This window comes from Desulfonauticus submarinus (assembly GCF_900104045.1).
In the GTDB taxonomy this organism is placed as follows: Bacteria; Desulfobacterota; Desulfovibrionia; order Desulfovibrionales; family Desulfonatronovibrionaceae; genus Desulfonauticus; species Desulfonauticus submarinus.
In genome coordinates this window covers 275324-300126 of sequence record NZ_FNIN01000002.1, presented here as the reverse complement: position 1 = coordinate 300126, position 24803 = coordinate 275324, and the positions used below count along the sequence as shown (strand labels likewise).

20 protein-coding genes are annotated in these 24803 nt (G+C 33.7%); 14 read left to right on the top strand and 6 right to left on the bottom strand.

Going from position 1 to position 24803, the window contains the following annotated elements; translation table 11 throughout:
- Positions 1-10: 10 nt before the first annotated feature.
- The 4 genes from BLP60_RS03965 (at position 11) to BLP60_RS03950 (ending at position 3477) form a co-directional block, all read left to right on the top strand.
- Entirely contained in the window at positions 11-898 is an 888-nt protein-coding gene (locus tag BLP60_RS03965) for a Wzz/FepE/Etk N-terminal domain-containing protein (RefSeq protein WP_092063748.1), read from the top strand.
- A gap of 59 nt (positions 899-957) precedes the next feature.
- Positions 958-2370 (top strand): RtcB family protein, encoded by a 1413-nt coding sequence (locus BLP60_RS03960; RefSeq protein ID WP_092063745.1) that lies wholly within the window; start codon positions 958-960, stop codon positions 2368-2370.
- A 242-nt stretch (positions 2371-2612) separates the two neighbouring features.
- Positions 2613-3011: a DnaJ family domain-containing protein gene (locus BLP60_RS03955; protein WP_092063742.1), complete on the top strand. Its 399-nt coding sequence runs from the start codon at positions 2613-2615 to the stop codon at positions 3009-3011.
- Between the two features lie 40 nt (positions 3012-3051).
- Positions 3052-3477 (top strand): FKBP-type peptidyl-prolyl cis-trans isomerase, encoded by a 426-nt coding sequence (locus tag BLP60_RS03950; protein ID WP_092063740.1) that lies wholly within the window; start codon positions 3052-3054, stop codon positions 3475-3477.
- Positions 3478-3528: 51 nt separating this feature from the next.
- On the opposite strand, the gene BLP60_RS03945 is transcribed toward BLP60_RS03950, so the two are convergent.
- The 3 genes from BLP60_RS03945 to BLP60_RS03935 all read right to left on the bottom strand — a co-directional run bounded on the left by BLP60_RS03945 (position 3529) and on the right by BLP60_RS03935 (position 8460).
- On the bottom strand, positions 3529-5673 hold the full coding sequence (locus tag BLP60_RS03945) for a RelA/SpoT family protein (protein WP_092063737.1): 2145 nt from the start codon (positions 5671-5673) through the stop codon (positions 3529-3531).
- A gap of 86 nt (positions 5674-5759) precedes the next feature.
- The gene (gene amrA, locus BLP60_RS03940) at positions 5760-6311 is read right to left on the bottom strand and encodes an AmmeMemoRadiSam system protein A (protein ID WP_092063734.1); all 552 of its coding nucleotides are present in this window, start codon (positions 6309-6311) and stop codon (positions 5760-5762) included.
- A 22-nt stretch (positions 6312-6333) separates the two neighbouring features.
- Positions 6334-8460 (bottom strand): hypothetical protein, encoded by a 2127-nt coding sequence (locus BLP60_RS03935; RefSeq protein ID WP_092063731.1) that lies wholly within the window; start codon positions 8458-8460, stop codon positions 6334-6336.
- Between the two features lie 162 nt (positions 8461-8622).
- Between BLP60_RS03935 and BLP60_RS03930 the strand changes: the two genes are divergently transcribed.
- Positions 8623-9447: an MBL fold metallo-hydrolase gene (locus BLP60_RS03930; RefSeq protein WP_092063728.1), complete on the top strand. Its 825-nt coding sequence runs from the start codon at positions 8623-8625 to the stop codon at positions 9445-9447.
- On the opposite strand, the gene BLP60_RS03925 is transcribed toward BLP60_RS03930, so the two are convergent.
- Entirely contained in the window at positions 9444-9623 is a 180-nt protein-coding gene (locus BLP60_RS03925) for a hypothetical protein (protein WP_092063725.1), read from the bottom strand. The two genes, BLP60_RS03930 and BLP60_RS03925, sit on opposite strands and share 4 nt — an antisense overlap.
- A 129-nt stretch (positions 9624-9752) precedes the next feature.
- Between BLP60_RS03925 and BLP60_RS03920 the strand changes: the two genes are divergently transcribed.
- Entirely contained in the window at positions 9753-10331 is a 579-nt protein-coding gene (locus tag BLP60_RS03920) for a MarC family protein (RefSeq protein WP_092063722.1), read from the top strand.
- 42 nt (positions 10332-10373) lie between these two features.
- Here the strand turns inward: BLP60_RS03920 and BLP60_RS03915 are convergent, their stop codons facing one another.
- Positions 10374-11108: a 4Fe-4S dicluster domain-containing protein gene (locus tag BLP60_RS03915; protein WP_092063719.1), complete on the bottom strand. Its 735-nt coding sequence runs from the start codon at positions 11106-11108 to the stop codon at positions 10374-10376.
- Positions 11109-11119: 11 nt separating this feature from the next.
- Entirely contained in the window at positions 11120-14140 is a 3021-nt protein-coding gene (fdnG, locus tag BLP60_RS03910) for a formate dehydrogenase-N subunit alpha (protein WP_092063716.1), read from the bottom strand.
- Positions 14141-14465: 325 nt separating this feature from the next.
- On the opposite strand from fdnG, the gene BLP60_RS03905 reads away from it, so the two are divergent.
- The 8 genes from BLP60_RS03905 (at position 14466) to BLP60_RS03870 (ending at position 24749) form a co-directional block, all read left to right on the top strand.
- Positions 14466-15668, top strand: coding sequence for an ABC transporter substrate-binding protein (locus BLP60_RS03905; protein ID WP_092063713.1), 1203 nt, complete (start codon positions 14466-14468; stop codon positions 15666-15668).
- On the top strand, positions 15649-17646 hold the full coding sequence (locus tag BLP60_RS03900; RefSeq protein WP_234970944.1) for an ATP-binding protein: 1998 nt from the start codon (positions 15649-15651) through the stop codon (positions 17644-17646). Before BLP60_RS03905 ends, BLP60_RS03900 begins: the two co-directional genes overlap by 20 nt.
- The gene (locus BLP60_RS03895) at positions 17643-18320 is read left to right on the top strand and encodes a response regulator (protein ID WP_092063710.1); all 678 of its coding nucleotides are present in this window, start codon (positions 17643-17645) and stop codon (positions 18318-18320) included. Before BLP60_RS03900 ends, BLP60_RS03895 begins: the two co-directional genes overlap by 4 nt.
- Positions 18321-18400: 80 nt before the next feature.
- Positions 18401-20635 carry a vitamin B12-dependent ribonucleotide reductase gene (locus tag BLP60_RS03890; RefSeq protein WP_092063707.1) on the top strand — a complete coding sequence of 745 codons (2235 nt, stop codon included), beginning with the start codon at positions 18401-18403 and terminating at the stop codon, positions 20633-20635.
- 95 nt (positions 20636-20730) lie between these two features.
- Entirely contained in the window at positions 20731-22020 is a 1290-nt protein-coding gene (locus BLP60_RS03885) for a GAF domain-containing sensor histidine kinase (RefSeq protein ID WP_092063705.1), read from the top strand.
- Complete coding sequence (locus BLP60_RS03880; protein WP_092063702.1) at positions 22013-23230, top strand: tetratricopeptide repeat protein; 1218 nt, start codon at positions 22013-22015, stop codon at positions 23228-23230. The genes BLP60_RS03885 and BLP60_RS03880 overlap by 8 nt, the downstream gene beginning before the upstream one ends.
- Positions 23230-23892: a cell division ATP-binding protein FtsE gene (gene ftsE / locus BLP60_RS03875; protein WP_092063699.1), complete on the top strand. Its 663-nt coding sequence runs from the start codon at positions 23230-23232 to the stop codon at positions 23890-23892. The genes BLP60_RS03880 and ftsE overlap by 1 nt, the downstream gene beginning before the upstream one ends.
- A gap of 11 nt (positions 23893-23903) precedes the next feature.
- On the top strand, positions 23904-24749 hold the full coding sequence (locus tag BLP60_RS03870; protein ID WP_092063696.1) for a cell division protein FtsX: 846 nt from the start codon (positions 23904-23906) through the stop codon (positions 24747-24749).
- Positions 24750-24803: the final 54 nt, after the last annotated feature.

Below are 24803 nucleotides of genomic sequence, written 5' to 3'. Positions count from 1 at the left end.
GGATGGATATATGGGGTGTTCTCAAGAATATGATGATAAAAAAATTGTTTATGTGCCAGTTTATCCAACTGGAGTGGTAGATAGTGAAGATGAAATAGACTTATTTGATTTATTCTCTGTTTTATTAAAATATAAGCGCTTTATAATTGTTTTTACCTTGCTTTGTACTTTATTAGCAGCAATAATTTCTTTATTTATTTTGCCCAAAAAGTATAAATCAGAGTTTACTCTTAGAGCGTCTCCTGCTGTAGAACAGTATTTACGTTCGAATAAGCTAAAAATAAGCTTAATATCTAAATATAATTTACTTCCTAGCCTATATCCTGAATTATGGGATTCCCAAAAGAAAAGCTGGAAAACAAACACTCCTCCTACAGTCGAACAAGCTGTTGCAGAAAATAAATTATCTTTTATAGTGAGTAAAGATAGAAAAACAGGATTGCTTAGGGTAGAGTTTGACTCTATGGATCCAAGAGATGCACAATTGATGCTAAAAAGAGTTCTTACAGTAATGAAGGATTATTTTAGCAAAGATTATATCAGTGAGAGTCAAAGACAAATAGAGGTACTTGAACAGGAAGCAAAAAATATTAAAAAGATCATAGATGAATGGACTAGTAAAATAAAAAAAATCAATAGTAACGATTCTTTTATTTCAGAACGAATGTTAACTTATTTTAATTTAGAAAAACAAATTGCAGAATTAAAAGCTCAAGATGCATTGGAAAGACAATTTTTTGTTATAGATGCTCCGCTGTTGCCAATTAAACCCTTTAAACCAAAATCTAAATTGATTATTTTAGTTAGTGCTGTCAGTTCTTTATTTTTAGCTATTTTTTTAGTTTTTTTCTTTAATTTCATCCAGGAGGAGCGAAGAAGAAGATCTTCTAACAATTAATTTTATTTTATAAACACTATCAGTTATCTATGAAGAAATTTTTATAATAAGTAGTTTTTATGCAGATAAAAGAAATAGAAAATAATATTTTTGAGTTAAAATCTTCTAACAAAGTAAATATTAGGCTTTTTTTAGATAAAAAACTGTTGGATGCTTTAGAGTCAACCGTATTCCAACAACTTCTTAATATTGCTGAACTTCCAGGAGTAATTTCGCCTGTATGTGCTATGCCTGATACCCATTCGGGGTATGGTTTTCCTATAGGAGGCGTGGCTGCTTTTGATGCTGAGGAAGGAGTTATTTCCGCTGGGGGTGTAGGGTTTGATATTGCTTGTGGAGTGAGAACGCTTCTAACGCCTTTAAGTTTAAGAGATATATTACCTATTCAAGAAGATTTGGCTGATGAGTTGTTTCAACGTGTTCCTGCTGGGGTAGGCTCTAAAGGTGATATCAAGTTATCTTTTAAAGAAGTGGATAAAATGCTTGTAGGTGGGGCAAGATGGGCAATAGAGCAAGGTTTTGGAGAAGAAATAGACTTGCAATTTATTGAGGATGATGGAGTGGCCAAAGAAGCAAATCCAGATTTTGTCTCTAAAAAAGCTAAAGAACGTCAAAAATATGAAATGGGAACTCTTGGGGCTGGGAATCATTACTTAGAAGTTCAAGTAGTAGAAGAGATTTTTGATTTAGAAAAGGCAAAGATTTTTGGGCTTAGTTTAAATCAAATTGTAGTAAGTATTCATTGTGGATCTAGAGGGTTAGGCCATCAAGTAGCAACAGAATATATGCAAGAGATGGTAAAATATACTCAAAAAAGAAAGCTATCATTACCTGATAAAAATTTAGCTTATGCTCCCATCAAATCAGAATTAGGCAGGCGTTATTTTAGCGCAATGCAGGCAGCAATTAATTGTGCTTTAGCTAATAGACAAATTATTACTCATTTAGTTAGAAGTGCTTTTAATAAATTTTTTAAAGGTATTTTTTTAGCGCTACTTTATGATGTCTCGCATAATACTTGTAGAAAAGAAGTGTATGAAGTAAAAGGGAAATTAAAAGAACTTTATGTACATCGTAAAGGAGCTACACGATCTTTTGGGCCAAGAAATAAATTTATTCCTTTTAAATATCAAAAGGCAGGTCAACCAGTTTTAATTGGTGGAAGTATGGGAACGTTTTCTTATATTTTAGCAGGGGGCGATAATAGTGATAAGCTTTCCTTTGGTTCTACTTGTCATGGCGCTGGAAGAGTAATGAGTAGAAATCAGGCCAAAAAGACTTATTCAGGAAAAAATTTGATTTCTAAGTTAAATAAAGCAGGAATTGTAGTAAGAGGACATTCTTATAAGGGACTTGCTGAAGAGGCTCCTTCTGCATATAAAGATGTATCTAGGGTAGTGGAAGTGACTCACAATTTAGGTTTGTCTACAAAGGTAGCTAGATTACGGCCTTTGATTGTGATAAAAGGTTAAAGAGCTCAACTTTTGGAGTTTCTAGAAGGCACGGTTTCTTTCCTGCTGTACAAAGAGTGGGACACGCCTAAAGTTCGCTTTTGGGCTGTGCATAAACTGGTTCAGAACGTGCTTTGTAGAAAAGTTGTAATATTAACAAGTTAGCGAAGTCATAAACTTGGGTTAATTAAATTTTAATGTAAAATTGAGAAAAGTTGAAGGTGATTTTTTGTTTTTAGTTTGTTAGTACAACAAAAATAGAGATGGACATTTTAGCTCAAATAGCAGAGGAAAAGATAAAAGAGGCAATGAAAAAGGGGGTATTTGATGATATTCAAGGGAAAGGGCAACCTCTTGATTTAGATGATGAGCCAAATGTCCCAGAAGATTTAAAAATTGCCTATAAAATTTTGAAAAATAGTGGTTATTTGCCGCCTGAGATAGAACAAGGTAGAGAAGTTCAAAACACTTTAGAGTTAATTTCTGGGTTAGAAGAAGGAGAAGAAAAATATCGACAATTACAAAAATTAAACTTACTGGTAATGAAAATGAACTTGGCTCGGAAGCGGCCTGTGTATTTAGAATATAATCAAATTTATTTTGAAAAGGTTGTTTCTAGAGTTCAAGTGAACAAAAATAGGCAGGGAGAGAGACGCAAATAAATGCGCTCAGATTAAATTAACTAAAAAATTAGGAGTTTTTATGAGTAAGATCGCAGAAGGTACACAAGTAAGTGTACACTACACAGGCAAATTGGCAGACGGCACAGTGTTTGATAGTTCTGAGGGGAGAGAACCTCTTACGTTTACTATTGGTCAAAAACAGGTAATACCTGGTTTTGAAGAAGCTGTTGCTGAGATGGAAGTGGGAGAAAAAAAGACAATAACTATTCCTTGTGAACAAGCTTATGGGCCAAAACGCGAGGATATGATTATAGATATTCCTTTAGAAACAGTACCTGAAGATATACCACGTGAAGTAGGGCAACAGATTTTGCTTCGCAGCCCAGAGGGACAAGAGTTTCCTGCTTTTATTGTAGAGGTAAAAGAAGATGCATTGACCATTGATGCCAATCATCCTTTGGCTGGAGAAGATTTAGTCTTTGAGATAGAGTTGGTTTCTGCTTAGATTTTTAAAAGATAGCAAGTAGATAGAGAGGGACAACCTTGTCCCTCTTTTCTAATTTTTACCCATGGTTACTCTTAATACTTCTTGTACGCCAGGGATCTTTTGTAATGCTGCAATAGCTTTATAGAGATGGGAGCTTGTTTCTACCAAGATTGTAAAGATAAGTTCAGTTTTTCCATCTACATTGGAACGAAACTGTCCAGAATCAATATCTATATTTTCTTTAAAAAGAGTATGGCTAATTTTAGCTAACATTCCTCTTTTATTAACACAAATTATTTTTATTTTTACAGGAAAAGTGCTAGGAGCTTCAGGAATATCCCAAAAAACATCTATTTTTCGTTCAGGTTCCATATCTTTAACATTAGGACAGTCTAAGGTATGAATAGTTACGCCTTTGCCCCTGCTGATATAACCAATAATCGGATCTCCAGGAACAGGATTACAGCATCTAGCAAAACGGATTAAAACATCTCCTACTCCTTTTATCCGTACACCAGGTTTTTTTTGTTCTGAGGTGATTTCTTTTTTATCTTTCTTTTCTACTAGAGTATCTTTTTTAGGTAAGAAACGGTTTAGAATTTGACGAGGCCTTATTTTAGCATAACCTACGGCAGAAAATAGGTCATCTTCAGTTTTAAAAGAAAATTCTTGGGCTACTTCAAGTAATTTCTCTTCTTTAATAAGAGTTTGTAGGTTTAATCCTAACTTGCGCGCTTCTTTTTCTAAGACCTCTTTCCCTAAGGCAATGCTGGTTTCTCTTTCTTCATTTCTAATCCAGTGTTTTATCCTTGTGCGAGCTTTTGCGGTTTTAACAAATTTTAGCCAATCTCGGCTAGGATGCCTGTGTGGATCGGTTATAATTTCCACGACATCGCCATTTTTAAGTTTTGTATTCAAAGGAACGAGCTTGCCATTTACTTTTGCACCTGCACAGTGATCCCCTACCTGAGAATGAATAAGATAAGCAAAATCTACTGGAGTAGCTCCTTCTGGAAGTTCTTTGATTTCCCCTGCTGGAGTAAATACATAAACTTCGTCTTGAAAAAGATCGAAACGTAGAGAAGCCATAAATTCTCTAGGATCTTTTAATTCTTTTTGCCAATCCAATATCTGACGAAGCCAAGAGAACTTTTCCACATCCTTTTCATTTAATTTGGTCCCATCTTCTTTGTATTTCCAGTGAGCAGCTACACCATATTCAGCAATCCTATGCATTTCCTCTGTTCTTATTTGTATCTCTATGCGTTCCTCATCAGGTCCAATTACAGTAGTATGTAAGCTTTGATACATATTAGCCTTTGGCATAGAGATATAATCTTTAAAGCGACCAGGAACAGGTTTCCAAAGAGAGTGTACAAGACCTAATACAGAATAACATTCTTTAACACTTTTAACTATAATTCTAAAGGCAATAATATCATAGACTTGTTCTAAAGATAAATTTTGGGTTTCCATTTTATGATAAATGCTGTATATATGCTTAATCCTGCCACTTACTTTTCCTTGAATTTTATTTTGGTTGAGTAAATTTTGTAATATGTCTGATACCTTTTCTATGTATTGAGTGCCTGTTATTTGAAGGTTTTTTATTCCTTCTTTAATTTGAAAATAAATATCAGGCTTACTGTAGCGCAAGCTTAGGTCTTCTAATTCTACTTTTATACGATATAATCCTAATCTATTTGCTAATGGAGCATATATTTCTAAAGTTTCTTGGGCAATTAATCTTTGTTTGATTTCTTTTTGATGCTCTAAAGTTCTCATGTTGTGTAGTCTATCAGCTAATTTTACCAAGACTACTCTAATGTCATCTGCCATGGCCAAAATCATTTTTCTAATGTTTTCAGCTTGGGCCTCCTCTTTGGAAGTAAAGTTAATTTTACTTATTTTAGTGACGCCATTTACAATTTTGGCCACTTGCTTTCCAAATTGTTCTCTTATTTCTTCAATGGTTGTTTGAGTATCTTCAACAGTATCATGAAGAAGTCCTGCAGCAATTGTTGCGCCATCTAAATAAAGATCTGTTAAAATATTGGCTACTTCTAATGGATGAGAAAGATAAGGTTCGCCGCTTAATCTAATCTGGCCTGCATGCGCAGCAGCTGAGAATACATATGCTTTTTGGATTAAGGCAATATCTTTGTTAGGCAAATATTGTTTTGCTTTATCTAAAATTTCTGTAATTCTAATCATTTAAAATCTCTACACATTTTTAAGATTTATATTAAGATAAGACTGTTTAAGGCTTTTGACTAGGTAATATTTTTAAATTTAAAAGTTTAAAAGACTACAGCTTCAAACACGTAAATATCAGTATCTGGGTCTTTATAGCAGTCAGGATTTAGGCCTGCCTTTAGGCAGGTATGTTCTAAGAAAGTTTTTTTATCCCAATTCCATTCTGTTGCTACTTGGGGTAAAAGTAAGCCAGAATAGTATCCTTTTTGAATAAAAAGGCCATGCTGGCCAGGATTGATTTCTTGGATATTTTTAATTTTTTTAAAAGGACTTAGAATAGAAATTTCTATCTCGATGTCGTTTATTTCTGAAGGTTGAAGAGGTGGAAATCTTGGATCTTCAAAAGCAGCAGCTTTGGCCATTTCAATAATGGTTTTCCAGAGGGGCTTTTGTCCAATAATTTGCCCGATACATCCTCGTAAGTTTCCATTTTTTTTCAAGGTAACAAAGGCTCCAAAGTGTTTTTCTAATTGGTCAGTGCATGGTTTAGGATAATTTGTTTTTTTGTTGCTAAATTTTTCTAAAATGCTTAGCTTTGCAATTTCTTTAAGATATTTTTTTTCTTCAGGAGACAAGTTTAGTTTGAATTCTTGCATAATATGCCTCATATAATTAATATTAGTTAACTTTGTACACCCTTACCCACGGGAATTTATCTAATACTAATGTAAAATGTGGTTTAAATTTATTGGGATTGTTTAAAAGCATTTGTACCATCATAGAATTATAAATAGTTTTATCCATAGCAATTACTTGAGGTAAATATTCATTATATATAATATATAATCCTTTAGAATGTAACCATGATTTTTCTATGCTAGTACCATCTTTTTTTATTATTAAAAGTTTGATCATAGGAAGAGTTTTACCAGAAAAAGAAACAAGTCCTTTAGAGAGGTTTAAATCGATTTTTCCTTTTAAACGTTTAAATCCTCCATGTACTCCTTGGCCTGTAATTAGGTTCCAGTTGCCAAAATAGCTTATCCAATAACTTAAATTAAGGTTTTCCCATGAGAGCACAAAGTATTGTTCTGGAATGTTAGCAGAAAAGTTTAACGTCTTTTCTTTTAAACTATCAATAAAAGTTTGTGCCTTGGTGGCTCCCATTAGATTGAGTTTGCGTACAGGGTCTATTGGCCAGTATAAAATTTTTGCTCCTGGGTTTGACGGATTAGTCCCATTTTGTTGCATTTCTGTAATTTGTTCCTGCTGGTCTTGGGCTGTGAATTTGATAATTTGGGCTGCTTGAAGAGGAGATGAAGTAGTGTGGGCTAAAGCCAGAGGGTAAAGATACGGACCGTTATGTCTTCCCCCATCTCCAAAACTTTTTCTTTTAGCATAATATTGGGCAGCATAGCCATAGTCCCACCACTGCCAAAGTTGAGCCTTGGGGTTAGCAATTTTATCTATCTCGAGGAATGATTTAGCGTATACTTGAGGTAAAACAGGAGTTGGTTTTAAAATTTTAACAAGATTTATTGTAGGATAAATAACAAAGCATGTAAGCAAAAGATATAAGATAAGAGGTTTTATCTTTATTTTTTCTAATATAAAAGTTAACCCTAAACTAAGCCCTAAGCCAATAATTGGCGGACCATACATGGTAAATCGATTGCCTAGTTTAAAAGACAGTATAGATAGTCCTAATTGGGGTAAGAAAATAAGTAAGAGGGGAAAACGGGTACAAGCTAAGACAAAGCCGATAAGCCCTGGGAAAAAAATGTAAGGATTTTGGCCTACTCTCTGAATAAGCATTGTAAGAGAAACATTTTGAGCTTCTCTTATACTAGCTAATACTTGAGGTAATTTAATAGAATATTTTTTTACTTCAAGAAAAGGAAATATTTTAGCATAATTTAATATAGGATCAATAAGGCTTAAGATAGCTCCCCAGTGTTTATGATAAAATAGTAAACCCAAGGCACAGCTTAAAAATACAAGATTGAATAGAGTTTTTTTATTGTTATTGGTTTCTGTGTAAGTAAGGTAAACAAAAATAGATGCTAGAAGTAGGCCTATTAACTCCCCAAATCCAATGATTAGGATAATAATAAAGCCAGGTAAAAGGTTGATGAAAATTTTTTTAGGGGTGAGCAGAAAGCTGAGAAATATAGTAAAAATATAAGTATACATTACTATAGGGTAGGCATTAGGATAAAACCAGTTATAAAATAAAAGGATAAAACCAGTGAAGATAGAACCTTTTAAAAGATGTTGTTTGAGAATAAGGGTAAATTCATAATCTTTTCTTCTCCAATTATTTATAAATGGTTTTAGCCAATAAATAAGGCCAGCACAATAAGCGAGTGGAAGGAAAATAGTTAAAATGTCTGTATCTCCATAACCCATTCTGGTGCGTAAAAAATATCCTGTACCTAAAGAAGCAATCGTTCCAGCTACTAGGCTTGCTTCTATTATTCCAAACAATTGACAAATAAAAATAATAGGTAAACAAACTAAAGGAGCTACAATAACAGGAAGCCAAAAATTAATTGTAGCTACATTTATTCCTGTTATATTGTGCAAAAGGGATAAAATAGTGGACATGGGAGCATTATAATGGTTTCCTGTCCCTATTGCTCCAGCAAGCCAGGCATAGGCATCATGGGTGGCCATGATAGGTTCTCCACTTACATGTAAATGAGGAGCATTCCAAAGGGGGAGTTCCCATAACCTCAAAACCACCCCTAGAGAATAAGTTAAAAAGAAAATAAATAAAAAATAGATAGTGTTAGATTTTTTCATAAAACCTATCATCCTTTTAGCTTGACGTTAAATTATATTTAAAACTAATGAAAACTTTTAGACAAAGCAAGTTATATCTAAACTTTACTTTTGAAGTACATCTTTATTTAAAATATCGAATTTTAAAATTTAGATATAATTTTATTGTAGTGGGGGGAATAGATGGAGATAGTGTTATGGGGATGTAGAGGAGGGATTCCAGTAAGTGGAAGAGAATATGTAGAATTTGGTGGAAATACTCCTTGTATTCAGATTAAAACTCCTCAGACAGAGTTTATCATAGATGCTGGAACTGGAATTAGAGAACTTGGGAATATGGCATCTATACAAGAAAAGAAAAATTTTAATTTTTTATTTACACATGTTCATTGGGATCATATTTTAGGATTACCTTTTTTCCGTCCTATATATGAAGGGGCTACTTTAGAAATCTTTTATAATTTTCAGGTTCAAGGAGATGTTGTAGAGTATATTTTAGATCTTTTTAGAAAACCTTATTTTCCTGTGGAAAAACAAGAAGTGGAAAGTAGATTTATATCTAGACCTGTGGATTTCCCTTTTAAAAAAGAAGATTTAGAAATAGAGGCCATACCCATTTCACATCCTGATTCTGGATTAGGGTATAAATTTAAATATAATGGCAAGACCTTTGTTTATTTAACAGATAATGAGTTAGAGTTTAACCATGTTAATTCAAAAAGCTATGAAGAGTATTTAGAGTTTTGTTTTTCTGCTGATTTGTTAATCCATGATGCAGAATATCTTTCACAAGAATATAAACGGACAAAAGGGTGGGGGCACTCTCGTATGGAAGCAGTTTTAGAATTCGCTTTTAACGCTAAAGTAAAGTCTTTGGGTCTTTTTCACCATTCTCAAAATAGAAAAGATGATGAGCTTTTAAAATTAGAGCGCTCTTTTCAACTTTTGGGCAAATCCAAAGGACTACATATATTTATGACCAGACAAGGGCAGTCCTTAATGCTTTAGCGTTTGGGCATTGGTGGATAATAGGTGAACATCATTCTGGTTTTTTTTACCTGGACAAAAAAGAAATCGAAAAGTATGCATCCTACCTCTTTTAAGGTAAAAGAAATGGGCATGCTAAAGTATTTATCTTTAAAATTTAGTTTTTGATGGGCTAAGAATTTTGTTACTTCTTTCATGGTTTTCTCCTAAAAGAAAAAATTGATGGAGAAGCGAAATAAGGCTCTATTGATCAACTGTCAATAGTTTTTTTATTTTATTTTTCAGTACTTTTTATTAACCATTAAAGTAAGTTAAAGGAGGGATTAGTGGAAAATTTTTGGTTAAGTTTTGTTCCTCTTTTTATTGCTGTGGATCCTTTAGGTATTTTGCCTTTGTTTATGGCCCTTACTCAAGAGCTTTCTTTAGAGAAGTTAAGGCAGGTTGCCATTCAATCTGTTTTAACGGCTTTAGTAGTAGCAATTTTATTTCTTTTAGGAGGCACTTATGTTTTACGTCTTTTGGGACTAAGTGTTGCTGATTTTATGGTTTCAGGCGGTATCTTGCTTTTAATTATGTCAGTGGTAGATTTGGTTTCTGTGGAAAAGAAAAGGAGAAAAGTTGATCCTTCTGATATTGGCCCGGTCCCATTAGGGGTCCCTATTATTGCAGGACCTGCTGTTATGACGACATCTCTTTTATTGATGAATGAACATGGTTTTTGGCCTACTGCAATAGCAGTTACTATCAATATTGGATTAGTAGGAATTGTTTTTTGGTTTGCAAGAAGTGTTTATAAATTTTTAGGTAAGAATGGAGCAAGAACTATTTCAAAGTTGGCTAGCTTACTTTTGGCTGCAATTTCAGTTATGATTATTCGCAAGGGCATTATGTTTTATTTAAAGTAGAAGGCACTGGGAATATTCCCAGTGCCTTGGATGAGGAGGGTCTTAACCAGTCTGAATATGTTTGAGAGGGGCAAATGCTTTTGCCAGCAGTTCTTTACGGCTTAAGTATTTGTTTTTGTCTAAACTTGCCACTGCAAATTCATAGTAGTTGTTAGGTTTTTCTTGGAATAAATAAATTACACGGACATCTCCTAGGTCTCCCAACGAAGCATGTGGATAGATTTTCTTTGCTTTAGCCAGTCTTTTTTTAGCCAAGGCAACCATTTCTTTTCTATCCCCAAAATTCATCGCTCCTGTAGGACAAGTCTTAACGCAAATAGGTAAAAGTCCATTTTGAACTCTATCTATACACATATCACATTTAGCAATAATCTTGGTTTTAGGATCTTGTCTTGGGATATTATAAGGACACGCCTCTCTTATTTCATTGAATGGCAAGTTTTTGGTCTTTTCAGTAAAAATTACTGCTCCTGTTAGAGGATCATGAATAATTGCTTCTGGGTCATAGTCATCAGCTGCCATTTTGCATGGTGGCTCTAAACAATGCCTGCATTGTTCAGGGAAGAAGAGCCAATTTTGAATATGACCTTTTTTATCTACTACTTCTTTCATCCGTACCAGTTTATAAGTAATATAGGATAAATCTTTGGGGTTTTGGTGAGATCCCCAGTTTTTAGTTTCTTCTGCAGGTAGTTTATGCCATTCTTTACATGCTATTTGGCATCCTCTACACGCCGTACATCTAGTTAAATCTATGAAAAATGCTTTTCCTTCCATAAGTTACCTCCTTAAATTTTACGAACATTGACCATAAAGGCCTTGGTTTCAGGTATACCAGTGTTAGGGTCACCTACAGAAGGGGTGAGTAAATTTGCAGCATCACCTCCGTTTTTAGGATGTACCCAACCATAATGCCAAGGTAGACCTACTTGATGAACTATCTTGCCCATAATTTTAAATGGTCTCAATCTGGAGGTAACTATGGCCACTGCTTTGAGCCTACCTCGCTCATTTTCTACAATAACTAATTCGCCATTTTTAATACCTTTTTCTTTAGCCAGTTCAGGATTCATTTCTACAAATAGTTGAGGTTCTGTTTCTAAAAGCCAGGGTTGCCATCTAGTCATAACTCCTGTTTGCCAGTGTTCAGTAACCCTATAGGTTGTACATACAATTGGGTATTTTGGATTGTTAAAGGAAAGTTTTTCAAGTTTTGACTTAAAAGTGAGGGCCAACGGATTATGCAGTTGTTTTGAAAATGGATGCTGTTTGACAGGGCTTTCCAATGGCTCATAGTACTCAGGGAATGGTCCATCTGCTCTACCTGGCCCAAATATTTGTCCATGACCATATTTGCGCATAATAAAGGCGTATTTTGTGCCAGGTTTCCAACCACCATCAGGAACATCGCCTATCCATTTTGAACCATTCCAAATAATGACAGGTTTTTGAGGGGCATAAGGCTTGCCTCTAAGATCCACAGACGCTCTATTATACAGAATTCTTCTGTTTACTGGCCAACACCAAGACCACTTTGGAAAGAGGCCAATTTTAGCTTGTTCTTTGCTTTGAGTTTTATCGCGTCTTGCGGCCATATTTCCTTTTTCTGTATAAGATCCGCAATAGAGCCAGTTTCCAGAACAAGTAGAGCCATCTGCTTGTAAATAGGCAAAGCTAGGTACAAGAGTACCTGCTTTAAATGTTTTTCCTTTTACTTTAACATCTTTGAGAAAGTAACCATTAATTATTTTGGCAACTTTATGAGGATCATACTCTCCTTTTTCATTTACCCATTTTTCAGAACTTAGCTTGACTACTGGATCTGGATACACTCCTCCTTCGTTTTGATATAATTGTTTTATTCGTTTAAACAAGTCACAGATAATATCGCCATCTGGTCTAGAGTCTCCCAATGGTTTAGCCGCTCTATATCTCCATTGCATCCATCTACCAGAATTCGTGATGCTACCTTCTTTTTCTACAGAAACTGCACAAGGTAAGAAAAATACTTCTGTTTTTACCTGATAAGGATCAACTCCTGGGCCTTTCCAAAAAGAGGCTGTCTCATTATCAAAGATATTAACTACTACCATCCAATCTAATTTACTTAAGGCTTCCCTTGCTTTATTAGAGTTGGCTAAGCCAACAGCTGGATTTTGTCCCCAAGCAAAAAATCCTTTGTACTTTCCTCTGAGCATTTCGTCAAAGATGACTAGAAAAGATTCATTTTGTCCATCATCTAACTTAGGAAGCCATTTATAGGCTTTGTTGGGATCGTCTTCCATATACATAGATTTGATAAGACTAGCAGAATACTTAGGGTAGTTTTGCCACCAATTGGCACTTTTGGGGTCATGCGCTACAGGAGTATATTTTTTGTTGTAGTCCTTAAGAGTGGGTTGAGATGCTTTTGGGGTTTTTAAATAGCCGGGTAAAATATGATAAAGTAAACAGTGGTCTGTAGACCCTTGAACATTAGATTCGCCTCGTAGGGCGTTGACTCCACCACCTGCTACTCCAATATTTCCCAATAGCAGTTGAATGATAGCCATTGCCCTGATATTTTGTACTCCAACAGTATGTTGAGTCCAGCCCATAGCGTACATGATTGTTCCAGACTTATCTGGTTTACCTGTTGCTGCATAGGTTTTGTAGATTTTTAGGATTGCATCTTTGGGCATTCCTGTTGCTTCTGCTACTTTTTCTAGCGTATAACGTTGATAGTATTTTTTTAGGAGTTGGAATACACATCGTTTATGGGATAGAGAAGGATCTTTTTTGGGATTACCATTTTTATCTAGTTCAAATTTCCAATAAGACTTGTCATATTTATGAGTTTTGGGATCAAAGCCAGTAAAAACACCGTCTTTAAATCCAAATTTCTTATTTACAATAAAAGAGGCATTAGTGTAGTTGACCACATATTCTTTAAAGTAAAGTTTATGGTCTAATATGTATTTTATAAGACCACCTAAGAAGGCTATGTCTGTTCCAGAACGGATAGGAGCATAGATGTCTGCTTTGGCAGAGGTTCTAGTAAAACGAGGATCAATATGAATAAGTTTGGCTCCTTTTTCTTTAGCCTTGGTTACCCATTTAAAAGAAATGGGGTGGTTTTCTGCCGCATTAGAACCCATAATTAAAATACAATCACTATTTTTAATATCTATCCAATGATTTGTCATAGCGCCACGTCCAAACGACTCTGCCAGAGCCGCTACTGTAGCGCTGTGTCAGATGCGCGCCTGGTGTTCTATAGCAACTAAGCCTAAGCTCCGAAGCATGGCTTGATAGATCCAGCACTCTTCATTGTCCATTGCTGCAGAACCTACAGAGGCTAAACCTTCACAACGATTTACTTCTTGTCCTTTTGCATTACGCCTTAAAAAAGTTTTATCCCTAACTTCCTTTATCTTTTTAGCAATTCTATCCAACATCCAATCCCAGGATTTTTCCTCCCACTTATCACTCCCAGGAGCGCGATAAAGAGGCTTTAAAATGCGATTTTTGTTTTCAGCAAGTTGATAGATTGCTGCACCTTTGGCACAGAGTGCTCCTTCATTAATAGGATGATCTGGATCACCTTCTACATTAATAATTCTTCCAGAACCATCTCTGGCTGTGTGGACAATAAGACCACAACCAACTGCACAATAACAACAAATAGATGTGCTCTCTTTAGCCCAGTTTATCTTTAGCTGATTTGCTTTGGCTATAGTAGGACTTAGGTCAAAACCTAAGCCACCAAAAGCAGATGCTAAAGTAGCGGCTGTGGAGAGCTTTAAGAATTCCCTCCTCCCTAGTTTCATAAATTTCCTCCTTATTTTAAAAGTTAAAATAAATTTTACTTAAATACCTTTTCACGTTATAAAAACTTTAAAAACTTACACAACCAGTCAAAAAAAAGTGCAAATTCAAGCAAGAAAATGTTTTTTAATGGTAACTTATTGAAATGTATTGCTTTTGCTAGAGACCTTCCTGTTGGATTTTGCCATTAAAATCCAACAGGAAGGATATATGGTAATGGTGTGAAATAATTTTATTTTTTTAAAAAAAATGTTTTAAAAAATGAATTTTTTGTTTTTTAATAAGTATAAAAAATATTGTATCAAAATAGGCATATAGGGGTAAAAAGTGAAAAGGTGGTTTTTATTTTTGTTTATTTTTACTTTAGGGTGTGTTTGGGGAGAGGATAAAGAGGCTAGTTTTTGTGAGCAGTGTGGAGTTTATTCTGATAAAGTTGTTTTAGGTTCATCTTTAGCCTTAGCAGGTCATGCTGGGTATTTGGGAACTCAGTTTTTGAGAGGGGCTTTATCTTACTTAAAGGAAGTGAATGCTCGGGGTGGAGTGTTTGGTAGAAAAATAAAGCTTATTTATTATGATGATGGCTATGATCCGCCTCGATGTTTGTATAATACTCAGCGTTTGATAATTCAGGACAAGGTGTTTGCCTTATTTTGCTATGTGGGAACTCCTACTACTTTAAAAGTTTTGCCTTTTATTGAAGAGGCTAGGATTCCATTAATAGGTATGTTTACTGGTGCTCATGCTTTGCGGCATCCTTTTAATCCCTATTTAATCAATATTAGACCCTCTTATTATGAAGAGACTAAACAAGCGATAGAGCATTTGGTAGAAGACTTGGGAATTAAAAGGATTGGTATTTTTTATCAATATGATGCTTATGGGTTTGATGGACTTACAGGGACAGAGTTGGCATTGAAAAAATATGGGTTAGCACCTGTTGTAAGAGCTAGTTATATTCGGGGAACGTCTGATATACTTAGCGGGTTTAAAAAAATTTGGAATTCTAAGCCTGATGCAGTGGTTTTAGTGGGAACGTATAATTCTTGTGCAAAATTTATCCAACTTGCTACGAAAAAAGAGTTTTTTCCAATTTTTTATGCAGTATCTTTTGTAGGGGCGAATGAGTTAGCTAGAAGGGTAGCTGATTTTGGACAAAAGATAATTATGTCTCAAGTGGTTCCGCCTCCGTCACTTTTTTCAAAAAAAGATAAACAAGGCTATCCTTATTTGTTAGCCAAGTACTTTCCTAAGGATGAAATAAGTTTTGTGGGGTTAGAAGGATTTGTAAATGCTAAAATATTAATTGAGGGGTTAAAAAGAGCTGGTAAAAATTTGACTCGGACTCGCTTATTAAAGGCTTTGGAAAGTATTAACCACTTGAATCTTGGACATGGAATGGTGGTTTCTTTTAGGCAAAATGATCATCAAGGGTTGGATAAAGTTTACTTTACTATTTTGAAAGGTGGTAAGTTTGAATTGATTAAGGATTGGGAGGAGGTAAAGTGTAGAAGTGAAGGCTCATCTTTTTAGAATTAAAGAAATTTTAGAAGCTCTTTCCCTAAAAAATAAAATATTTTTTTCTATAGTTTTAGCGATTCTTTTGATTAGTGCAACAATAGCTTTGTTGGCAAAATGGATACTTATAGCCAGTTTAACTCAGGAATTAGAAACCAGGGGCTTTGCTATAGGACATAGTATAGCAGAGAGAGGAAGGGGTTTTGTTTTAGAACAAGATTATCCCAGATTATTAGCATTAATTTTTGATGAAGCTAAGTTAAAAGAAAGACGTGAGCTTATTGCTTATATTTTTGTAGTGGACGCAGAAAATAAGGTTATATCTCATACTTTTGTTCAATCATTTCCTAGAGAATTGAGGGTTTTTTTAGAACAAAATAAGGTTAGAAAAGATTCTTCTGTGCATCTTTTATCTGTGCAAGGTAAATCCATTTTTGATATTCAAACCCCAATTAGGGAGGGTATTTATGAGATAGGAAGAGTCCATGTGGGCTTAAATAAGGCACATATGGATAACTTGGTAGGAAAATTACGAGTTATGTTTTTAGGATTTATTTCTTTAGTAATTGTTTTTATTTTTTGGTTGTCTCATAAGATATCGTCAAATATCACCCGTCCTTTGGTTTCTTTAACTAAGGCTGCTCAAGAGGTTAGTAGGGGCAATTTTGAAGTAAGTTTAGGAGGAGACGACCAAGAAATTCAGTGTCCTGCCTTTTTAAATCATCATTTTCCTTGTTGGCATTTAGATGAACTTGGTTTTAGGCAAGACCAAGAGAAAGATGTGCATAGTTGTCCTGAATGTCTTTTTTATAAAAAGGGCGAAGGAGATGAAGTTAGTCAGCTTAGAAGTGCTTTTATTAATATGATTTGGAGTATTCGTTTATATAGAAAGAGGCTTAAAGAATCAGAGGAAAAATACCGCTCTTTATTTGTAAGTGGGCCTGAACCTATTTTTGTTATTGAAGTCAAGGATTTAAAAATTTTGGATGTTAATCCTAGAGCTGCAGAAGTATATGAATATACAGATGAGGAGTTAAGAAAACTTTATTTTTGGGAATTGTGGCCAGAAGCACAGAATTTTTTACAAGAAGAAGATAGTGTTTTGTTTCAACAAGGTTATCTTTATTTGAGTAGGGTTATTCATTTTAAAAAGAATAAAAAAGCTTTTTTTGTTAATATCCATGCTTGTCCTATTAGTTATGAACAGAGGCAGGCAATTATTTTATCAGCTAATGATGTAACAGAAATGGTAGAAAAAGATGCACAAATTATTCAGGCTGGGAAGATGAAAGCTTTAGGAGAAATGGCTGCGGGCATAGCCCATGAGTTAAATCAGCCTCTAAATAGTATAAAAATGGGTGCAGATCTTCTAGCTTTTGTATTAAGTGGGAAGGCCTCCTTAGAGAGAAATGAAATTATTGCTGTTGCCAATGATTTGGGCGTGCAAGTAAAAAGGGCATCAGAAATTATAAATAATTTGCGTCAATTTAGTAGAAAATCGAGATTGATTCCAGAGAAGGTAGATTTAAATAAAGTAGTTTATTCTGTGTTGTCTATTTTAAAACAACAACTTAGCTTAAATGACATAGAGGTTGAACTTGACCTTTTAGAAGAACTACCCTTAATTTTAGGTTATGAAAATAGAATGCAACAGGTGATATTTAATCTTATCAATAATGCTAGAGATGCGATTTTAGAGAAAAAATGTTTAAATAAATTAGAGAGATATAAGGGAAAAATAATTATTGGTACTCAAAGAGAAGCAAAAGGAGTTATTCTTTTTATTCAAGATAACGGTATTGGTCTTTCTCCTGAGAATAAAGAACGTATTTTTGAACCTTTTTTTACCACAAAAGAAAAGGGTAAAGGTATGGGACTGGGGTTGGCTATTGTAAAAAGTATTATTAAAGATCATAGAGGCGTAATTGATTTAGAAGCGCTTCAAGAAGGAGCAAAATTTAAACTGTGGTTTCCTTGTGTGGAGGAGTTATGAGTTATTATAGGGAAAAAGTTTTAATTATAGATGATGAGACAAGTGCCCTTAAACTTTTTGATTTATATTTAAAAATATATGGTTATGAATCTTTACTTGCAAGTAATGGTGAGCAAGGACTTAAATTGTTTAAAGAGCATTATCCCAAAATAGTATTTACAGATATAAAGATGCCAGGAATTGATGGGATAATGGTATTAAAGGAAATCAAGCGGATAAAACCAGAAACAGAGGTTATTGTAGTTACAGGGCATGGAGATATGGATTTAGCAATTAAAGCCTTAAATTTAGATGCCACAGATTTTTTAAATAAGCCTATAGGCAAAGAAGAGATAGAAAAGGCTCTTCATAGAGCTCAGGAACGTTTAAGGCTTACTGCCAGTAGAAAAGATCAGTTTGAATATGTGATTGATGAGAAAAAAGCAAAGATTCGAATTAATGGCCCAGTAAATGGACAGAGTTATCCCTTTTTACAAAATATTTGGGAAGAGGTTAGTAGGTGTGACGTTAGAGATGTAGAGTTCATTTTTGCCAAAAGTGTTAGCGTTAATGGGGCGGGCATTTCTTTTTTTAAAGATGTTTATCAGCAAGCTAAGCAAAAAAATATAAAAATTAGATTTTCTAACCTTTCTAGCCATCTTGAACAAATTTTTGAAAGCATAGGAGTTTATTAAAATATTTTTTTCTCATTCTTGTTGAAAGATAAAAATTTGTTTACTAAATAGTAATAATAACGATTATAAGGAGAGTTTATATGAGTAAAAATAAAATGCCTTCAGGTTTAAAAGAACCTCAATTAACTAGGAATGCTGAGATTGTTTTAAAAAAGCGTTATTTAAGAAAAGGACCAAATGGTGAGTCAATAGAAGATATAAAAGGCTTATTTTGGCGAGTTGCTTCTTCTGTGGCTAAAGAAGAACAAAAATATGAAGCGTCACCGTATAATTGGGAAGAGTTAGCTAAAATATTTTACGAGATGATTACTTCTTTTAAATTCTTGCCAAATTCTCCTACTTTAATGAATGCAGGTACAAAATTAGGACAATTGGCAGCTTGCTTTGTTTTGCCTGTAGAGGATTCAATGGAAGCGATATTTGATGCTTTAAAGTATGCTGCCTTAATTCATAAGTCAGGAGGTGGCACAGGCTTTTCTTTTTCTAGACTAAGACCTAAAAATAGCAGGGTGGGATCTACTGGTGGAGTTGCTTCAGGACCGGTTTCTTTTATGAAAATTTTTAATACAGCTACAGAACAGGTAAAGCAGGGTGGGACTAGACGTGGTGCCAATATGGGTATTTTGCGAGTAGATCATCCAGACATATTAGATTTTATTAAGGCTAAAGAACGAGATGGAGAATTAAATAATTTTAATTTGTCCGTAGCTCTGACAGAGGATTTTATACAGGCAGTAGAAAAGGATGAAGAATATGAATTAGTTTCTCCGCATCGAAAAGAAGTTAAAGGTAAGTTAAAGGCTAGAGAGGTGTTTTCTCTATTAGTCCAAAAGGCATGGGAAAGTGGAGATCCTGGGATTATTTTTTTAGATCGTATAAATCGCGATAATCCCACTCCAAAACAAGGAGAAATTGAGAGCACTAACCCTTGTGGAGAACAGCCTCTGTTACCGTATGAGGCATGCAATCTAGGTTCTATAAATTTAGCTAAATTTTATGACCCAAAAAAACAGGATATAAATTGGCAAGAACTTAAAACAACTATTCATCTAGCTGTTAGATTTTTAGATAATGTAATTGATGCATCTAAATACCCTTTACCTCAAATTACAGAAAAAGTTCATTTAAATCGTAAGATTGGGCTTGGGGTTATGGGATGGGCTGATTTGTTATTTCAGTTGAAAGTACCGTATAATAGCCAACAGGCGCTTAAACTTGCAGAGCAGGTGATGAGTTTTATTCAAACTGAATCCAAAGCAGCTTCAAAATGTTTAGCCCAGGAGAGAGGACCTTTTCCGGCTTATAAAGAATCTATTTATTATGAAAAAAAACTTGGTCCATATCGTAATGCCACTACTACCACTATTGCGCCCACAGGAACTCTTTCTATTATTGCGGCCTGTTCATCTGGTATAGAACCTTTGTTTGCTCTTTCCTTTGTTCGTAATGTTATGGATGGAGAAACATTAGTAGAGGTTAATCCTTATTTTGAAAGTGTTTTAAAACAAAAAGGATTATATAGTCCTAAATTAATGGAAGAAGTTGCAAAAAAAGGAAGCATTCAAAAATTGGATTTTATTCCAGAGGAAATAAAGCGTGTTTTTGTAACTGCTATGGATATAGAGCCAGAATATCATTTAAAAATGCAGGCTGCATTCCAAAAATACACAGACAATGCTGTATCAAAGACTGTTAATTTACCTAATTCAGCCACTCAAGAAGATATTTGGAATATTTATTGGTTAGCTTATGAGCTTGGTTGTAAAGGAGTTACTGTGTATCGAGATGGATGCAAAAATGCTCAAGTTCTTTGTACTGGTAAGGCTGATAAAGAAGATAAACCCAATAAATGTACTTCTAAAGTAAAAGAGCGGCCAGAAGTGCTTTATGGCTTTACTCAAAAGGTGAAAACAGGTTTAGGAACTCTTTATCTTACTGTAAATGAAGTAGATGGCAAACCCTTTGAAGTATTTGCAACTATTGGACGTTCTGGCAGGTCTATTACTGCAAAAGCTGAAGCAATTGGAAGATTAGTGTCTTTAGCTTTGCGTTCAGGAGTTGAGGTTCGAGAAGTAGTAAAACAGCTTAAGGGAATTGGAGGAGAACATCCAGTATTTCAGAAAAAAGGATTGCTTCTTTCTATTCCAGATGCAGTAGCCTGGGTTTTAGAGCAGAGATATTTACAGGGCGAGCAGATTAATACCCACTCTTCTTCTAGTTTAAATAAGCCAGTTTGTCCTGAATGTGGTGCAGCATTGACTTTTCAAGAAGGTTGTTTTTTGTGCTTAGAATGTGGTTATACTAAGTGTGGTTAATAAAAAATTGAGATATGAATTTGATTGCCTAAAATGTTTAGAACATGTAATGTCCTTTTAAAAAGAAGTTAAAAATAATGATTTTATAGCTAGCAATGAACTTTAAACAAGAACTTTTTTTTCTAAAAAAGATTATCAACATTTTAATTGACCCAGAAGAAGAGCTTTTTCCTAAAATGGAGAAAAGCTTAAGCTTAATTTTACAAAAGGTAAGAGCAAAGCAAGGGTCAATTATGTTAGTAGAAGAGAAAAAGAAGCAGGCCAATATTGTTGCAGCTACAAATAAAAAATTGATTGGCTTAAATGTAGAAATAGTTCCTGAGACAATATCAGGGTATGTATTTAGTACAGGCGAACCTGTTTATTTTAAAGATGTAACTAAGTCAAAACGTTTTAAACATGTGGTACGAAATAGAAATTATAAAACATCATCTCTTATTTGTGTTCCTTTAAAAAGAAAAAAGACTGTTATTGGGGTTATAAATGCTAGTGACCCAGAAAAAAAAGAATATTTTAGTGAACATGATTTTGGCTTATTAAAAGATTATGCCTCGATGCTTTCTCCATTGGTGGAGAATTCTTATTTGCTTTCTCAACTTAAGCAGCGCCAAGCTAAATTAGAACAGGTATCTAGACACCTGGCTATAAAGCAAAGAGAGCTTTTATTAGCTTCTAGAGAGAGAAGTGAATTAGTACAAATGGTTGTGCATGATTTTAAGAGTCCTTTATCTGCGGTTATTTCTAATTTAGATTTATTAAAGTACTTAGGTTTAGGTGAGGAACAAAAGCACATTGTAGATACGGCATTAGACGGAGCTAAAAAATTATTAGAGATGATAAATGAATTTTTGCAAATTGCACGTCTTGATGCTTGGAAAGAAACAAAGACTGAATTGGGGCCGATGAACCTTTTACCTGTAGTAGAAAGAGTGGTAGAAGAATTTAGACCCTTGGCAGAGGAAAAAAATATTGAGTTAATTGTTCAAAGTGCACCAGAAGTAGAAGTATATGCAGAGGAAAATTTAATGTATCACCTTTTACAAAATCTTCTTTCTAACGCAATTAAATATACTCCTAAAAATGGGAAAGTTATCTTAGGGTGGAAGATAAGAAGATCTAGAAGAAAGTCTGATAAATTCCCTAAGTTTATAATTTTTTATGTAGAAGATAATGGCAAGGGAATTCCTAAGGGACATAAAGAATTAATTTTTAGAAGATTTAAACGCTTAGAAAGAGATGCCAAGATTCAAGGCACAGGCATAGGATTATTTATCTGTCAAAGAATCGTTAATATGTGGGATGGGAAGATTTGGGTTGAAGATGTAGAACCTACAGGTAGTCGTTTTTGCTTTACCTGTTATTTAACAGGAGAGAAAAATGCTTGATAAAGATAAAGCAATTTTAGTGGTAGATGATATCCAACCTGCTAGGGAAACCATTTTAAATATTTTAAGAGTCCTTGGATTTAAAAGATTTTTTGAGGCTTCTAATGGAGAAGAAGCAAAAGATATCATAGAAAAAAATTATGATGAAATTCAATTGATTATTTCTGATTGGAAAATGCCAGTATTAAATGGCTTGGATTTATTGCGCTGGATAAGAAGGAATGACAAGTACAAGGATATGCTTTTTATTTTTACAACATCTAAAGGAGAAAAAGAAGATATTGCATTGGCTTCAGAGGAAGGTATAGAAGGATATTTATTAAAACCAGTAACTATAGATTCTGTGATAAAGAAAATAGAACAGTTAAAAAATAAAAGTAATCCTTCTTATGTAGTAAAAGAGTTTTTACATAAAGTCCAAGAGTTAGTAGAAAAGAATAAGCCAAAAGAAGCCCTTTCGCTGTTAGAAAAAGGCATAGAAGAATATCCTCATTTAAAAGCTAGACTTAGTTTTGAAGCTGCCAAGGTTTGTAGGATATTAGGTAAATTAGAAAAGAGTAAAGAGTATCTGCAAGAAGCTGTTAAAGAGAGCTCTTTAATGGTTAAGGCGTGGTCTTTACTGGCAGAAGTTTATTTAGAGGAAAAAGATTATTTATCTGCTATAGGTGCTCTTGAAAAAGCATTGAACATTAATCCTAATTCAACCAACAATTTATTTTTATTGGGTAAGATTTATTTAATACAAAAAGACCTTTATAAAGCCAGAGATTACTTTACTATGGCCTTAAATTCAGATCCAGAAAATACTCAATTAAAACAAGATATTTGGAATATTTATTTGCAACTAGATTTAGTTGAAGAAGTAATGCGAGATTTTGGACCTATGCTTTTTGATACCCTTACTGTTGATACTTTAAATAACCTAGCAGTATCTTTTAGGAAACAAGGTAAAATAGATGATGCTATTAAAGTGTACAAACAGGCTTTAAAAAAGGAACCTGAAAATGAGAAGGTTATGTATAATTTAGCAGTGGCTTATGTTAACTTAGGTAATATAAATAATGCCTTAAAATATCTTAAAAAAGTTTTGGAAAAAGATGCTGGATTTACACCTGCAAAAGAGCTATGGGAGAAAATTACTGTTAAGGCTAAAAAAAAGAAAAAGACAGAATCAGTACAAGAAGACAAAGAAAAAATATCGGATAAATAATGATTCATCTTAAAAATGTTTCTTATAGTTTTGGACGTAACTGGGCATTAAAAAATATCTCTTTTGACTTAGAAAAAGGAGATTTTTTATTTATAACAGGGCCCTCAGGTGCTGGCAAAACTACTTTGTTAAAACTTTTACATGCCGATTTGTTCCCAAAAGGAGGAGAGATTAAGGTTGCAGGATATGACTTAAAAAAATTACCAACTCGCAAACATTATTTATTGAAAAGAGAGGTTAGTATAGTCCTGCAGGATTTTAAAATTCTTACTAAACTCACTGTGTTTGAAAATGTGGCCTTGCCTTTGGTAGTTCAGAAAAAACCAACTCTTCAGATTCAAAAAAGAGTAAGGGCTGTATTAAGAAGTATTGGTCTATATAATAAAGCATCGGTTAGGTGTGATGAATTATCAGGTGGAGAACAACAAAGAGTAGCAATTGCCAGAGCTATGGTAGTAAATCCTAAAATTTTATTAGCAGATGAGCCAACAGGTAATTTAGATAAAACTTTGTCTTTACATCTTCTTAGTGTATTTAATCAGTTTAACTTACATGGGACAACTATAGTAATGGCTACTCATAACGAAGAATTGGTTTCAAGACAAGATAGAGCAAAAATTTTGTATTTACAAGAAGGGAATATAGAAGCAAAAAATTTTTAAGAGTATTATTTATGCAGAGTACGAATATAATTTTTAGAGAAAATAAAGGAATAATAGGTTTTGTTTTTATTTCCTCTGTTTTTTTATTATTCCTTGTAGTATTTACTTGTACATTATTTTATAATGGAAAAATTTTTTATGAAAAAGCTAATTATATTAACATTAATGTAATTTGGCAGTCTTATTGTCGCCCCTCTCAAATATCAGAGGCGATAAACAAATTAATAGAAGATTATAATTTAATTTTTGTAAAAAATATAAGTAGAGAGCAAATTAAAGAAGATTTATTAAAAAATATAAAAGTAAAAGATTTTTTATTAACAGAGATTGAATTTCCTGTAACCACTGTTTTTAAACTTAAATATAATGCCATCCACAAACAGCAAGTATTTAATACTTTAAAAAAAATCGAATCTTTTCCTCTAGTCCGAGGAGTTGTTTTTAGTAAAACAAAAATTTCTTTGCTAAAAAATTGGCAAAAGATTGCTTCTACTTTGATTTTGCCAGTATTATTGGGTTTATCAATTATTGTACTCGTATTAATTTTTCTTTCTTTAAGGCTGTTATTGTTAGATAAAAGAGAAGAAATAGAAATTTTATATTTAGTAGGGGCTAGTGATTTTTATGTATTAAAGCCTCTTATTTTGTTTTCATCTACTATTTTGGTTATAAGTTGTCTCACCTCTTCATTATTAGTATACGTATCAGTTAATTATTTAAAGAAATTTTTTCTATGGTTTGGCATAGACTTTGTGTTTTTGCCTCCTACGTACTTGACTATGCTTATATGTGCATTGTTTTTTATCTCTATCTTGGCATCTTTAACTGCATTTAAATCTTTTCAAAATATCAAATAATATTTATGGCATTTATATTTCCCTAAAATATTTGTTATTTGTATTCAATTGTTA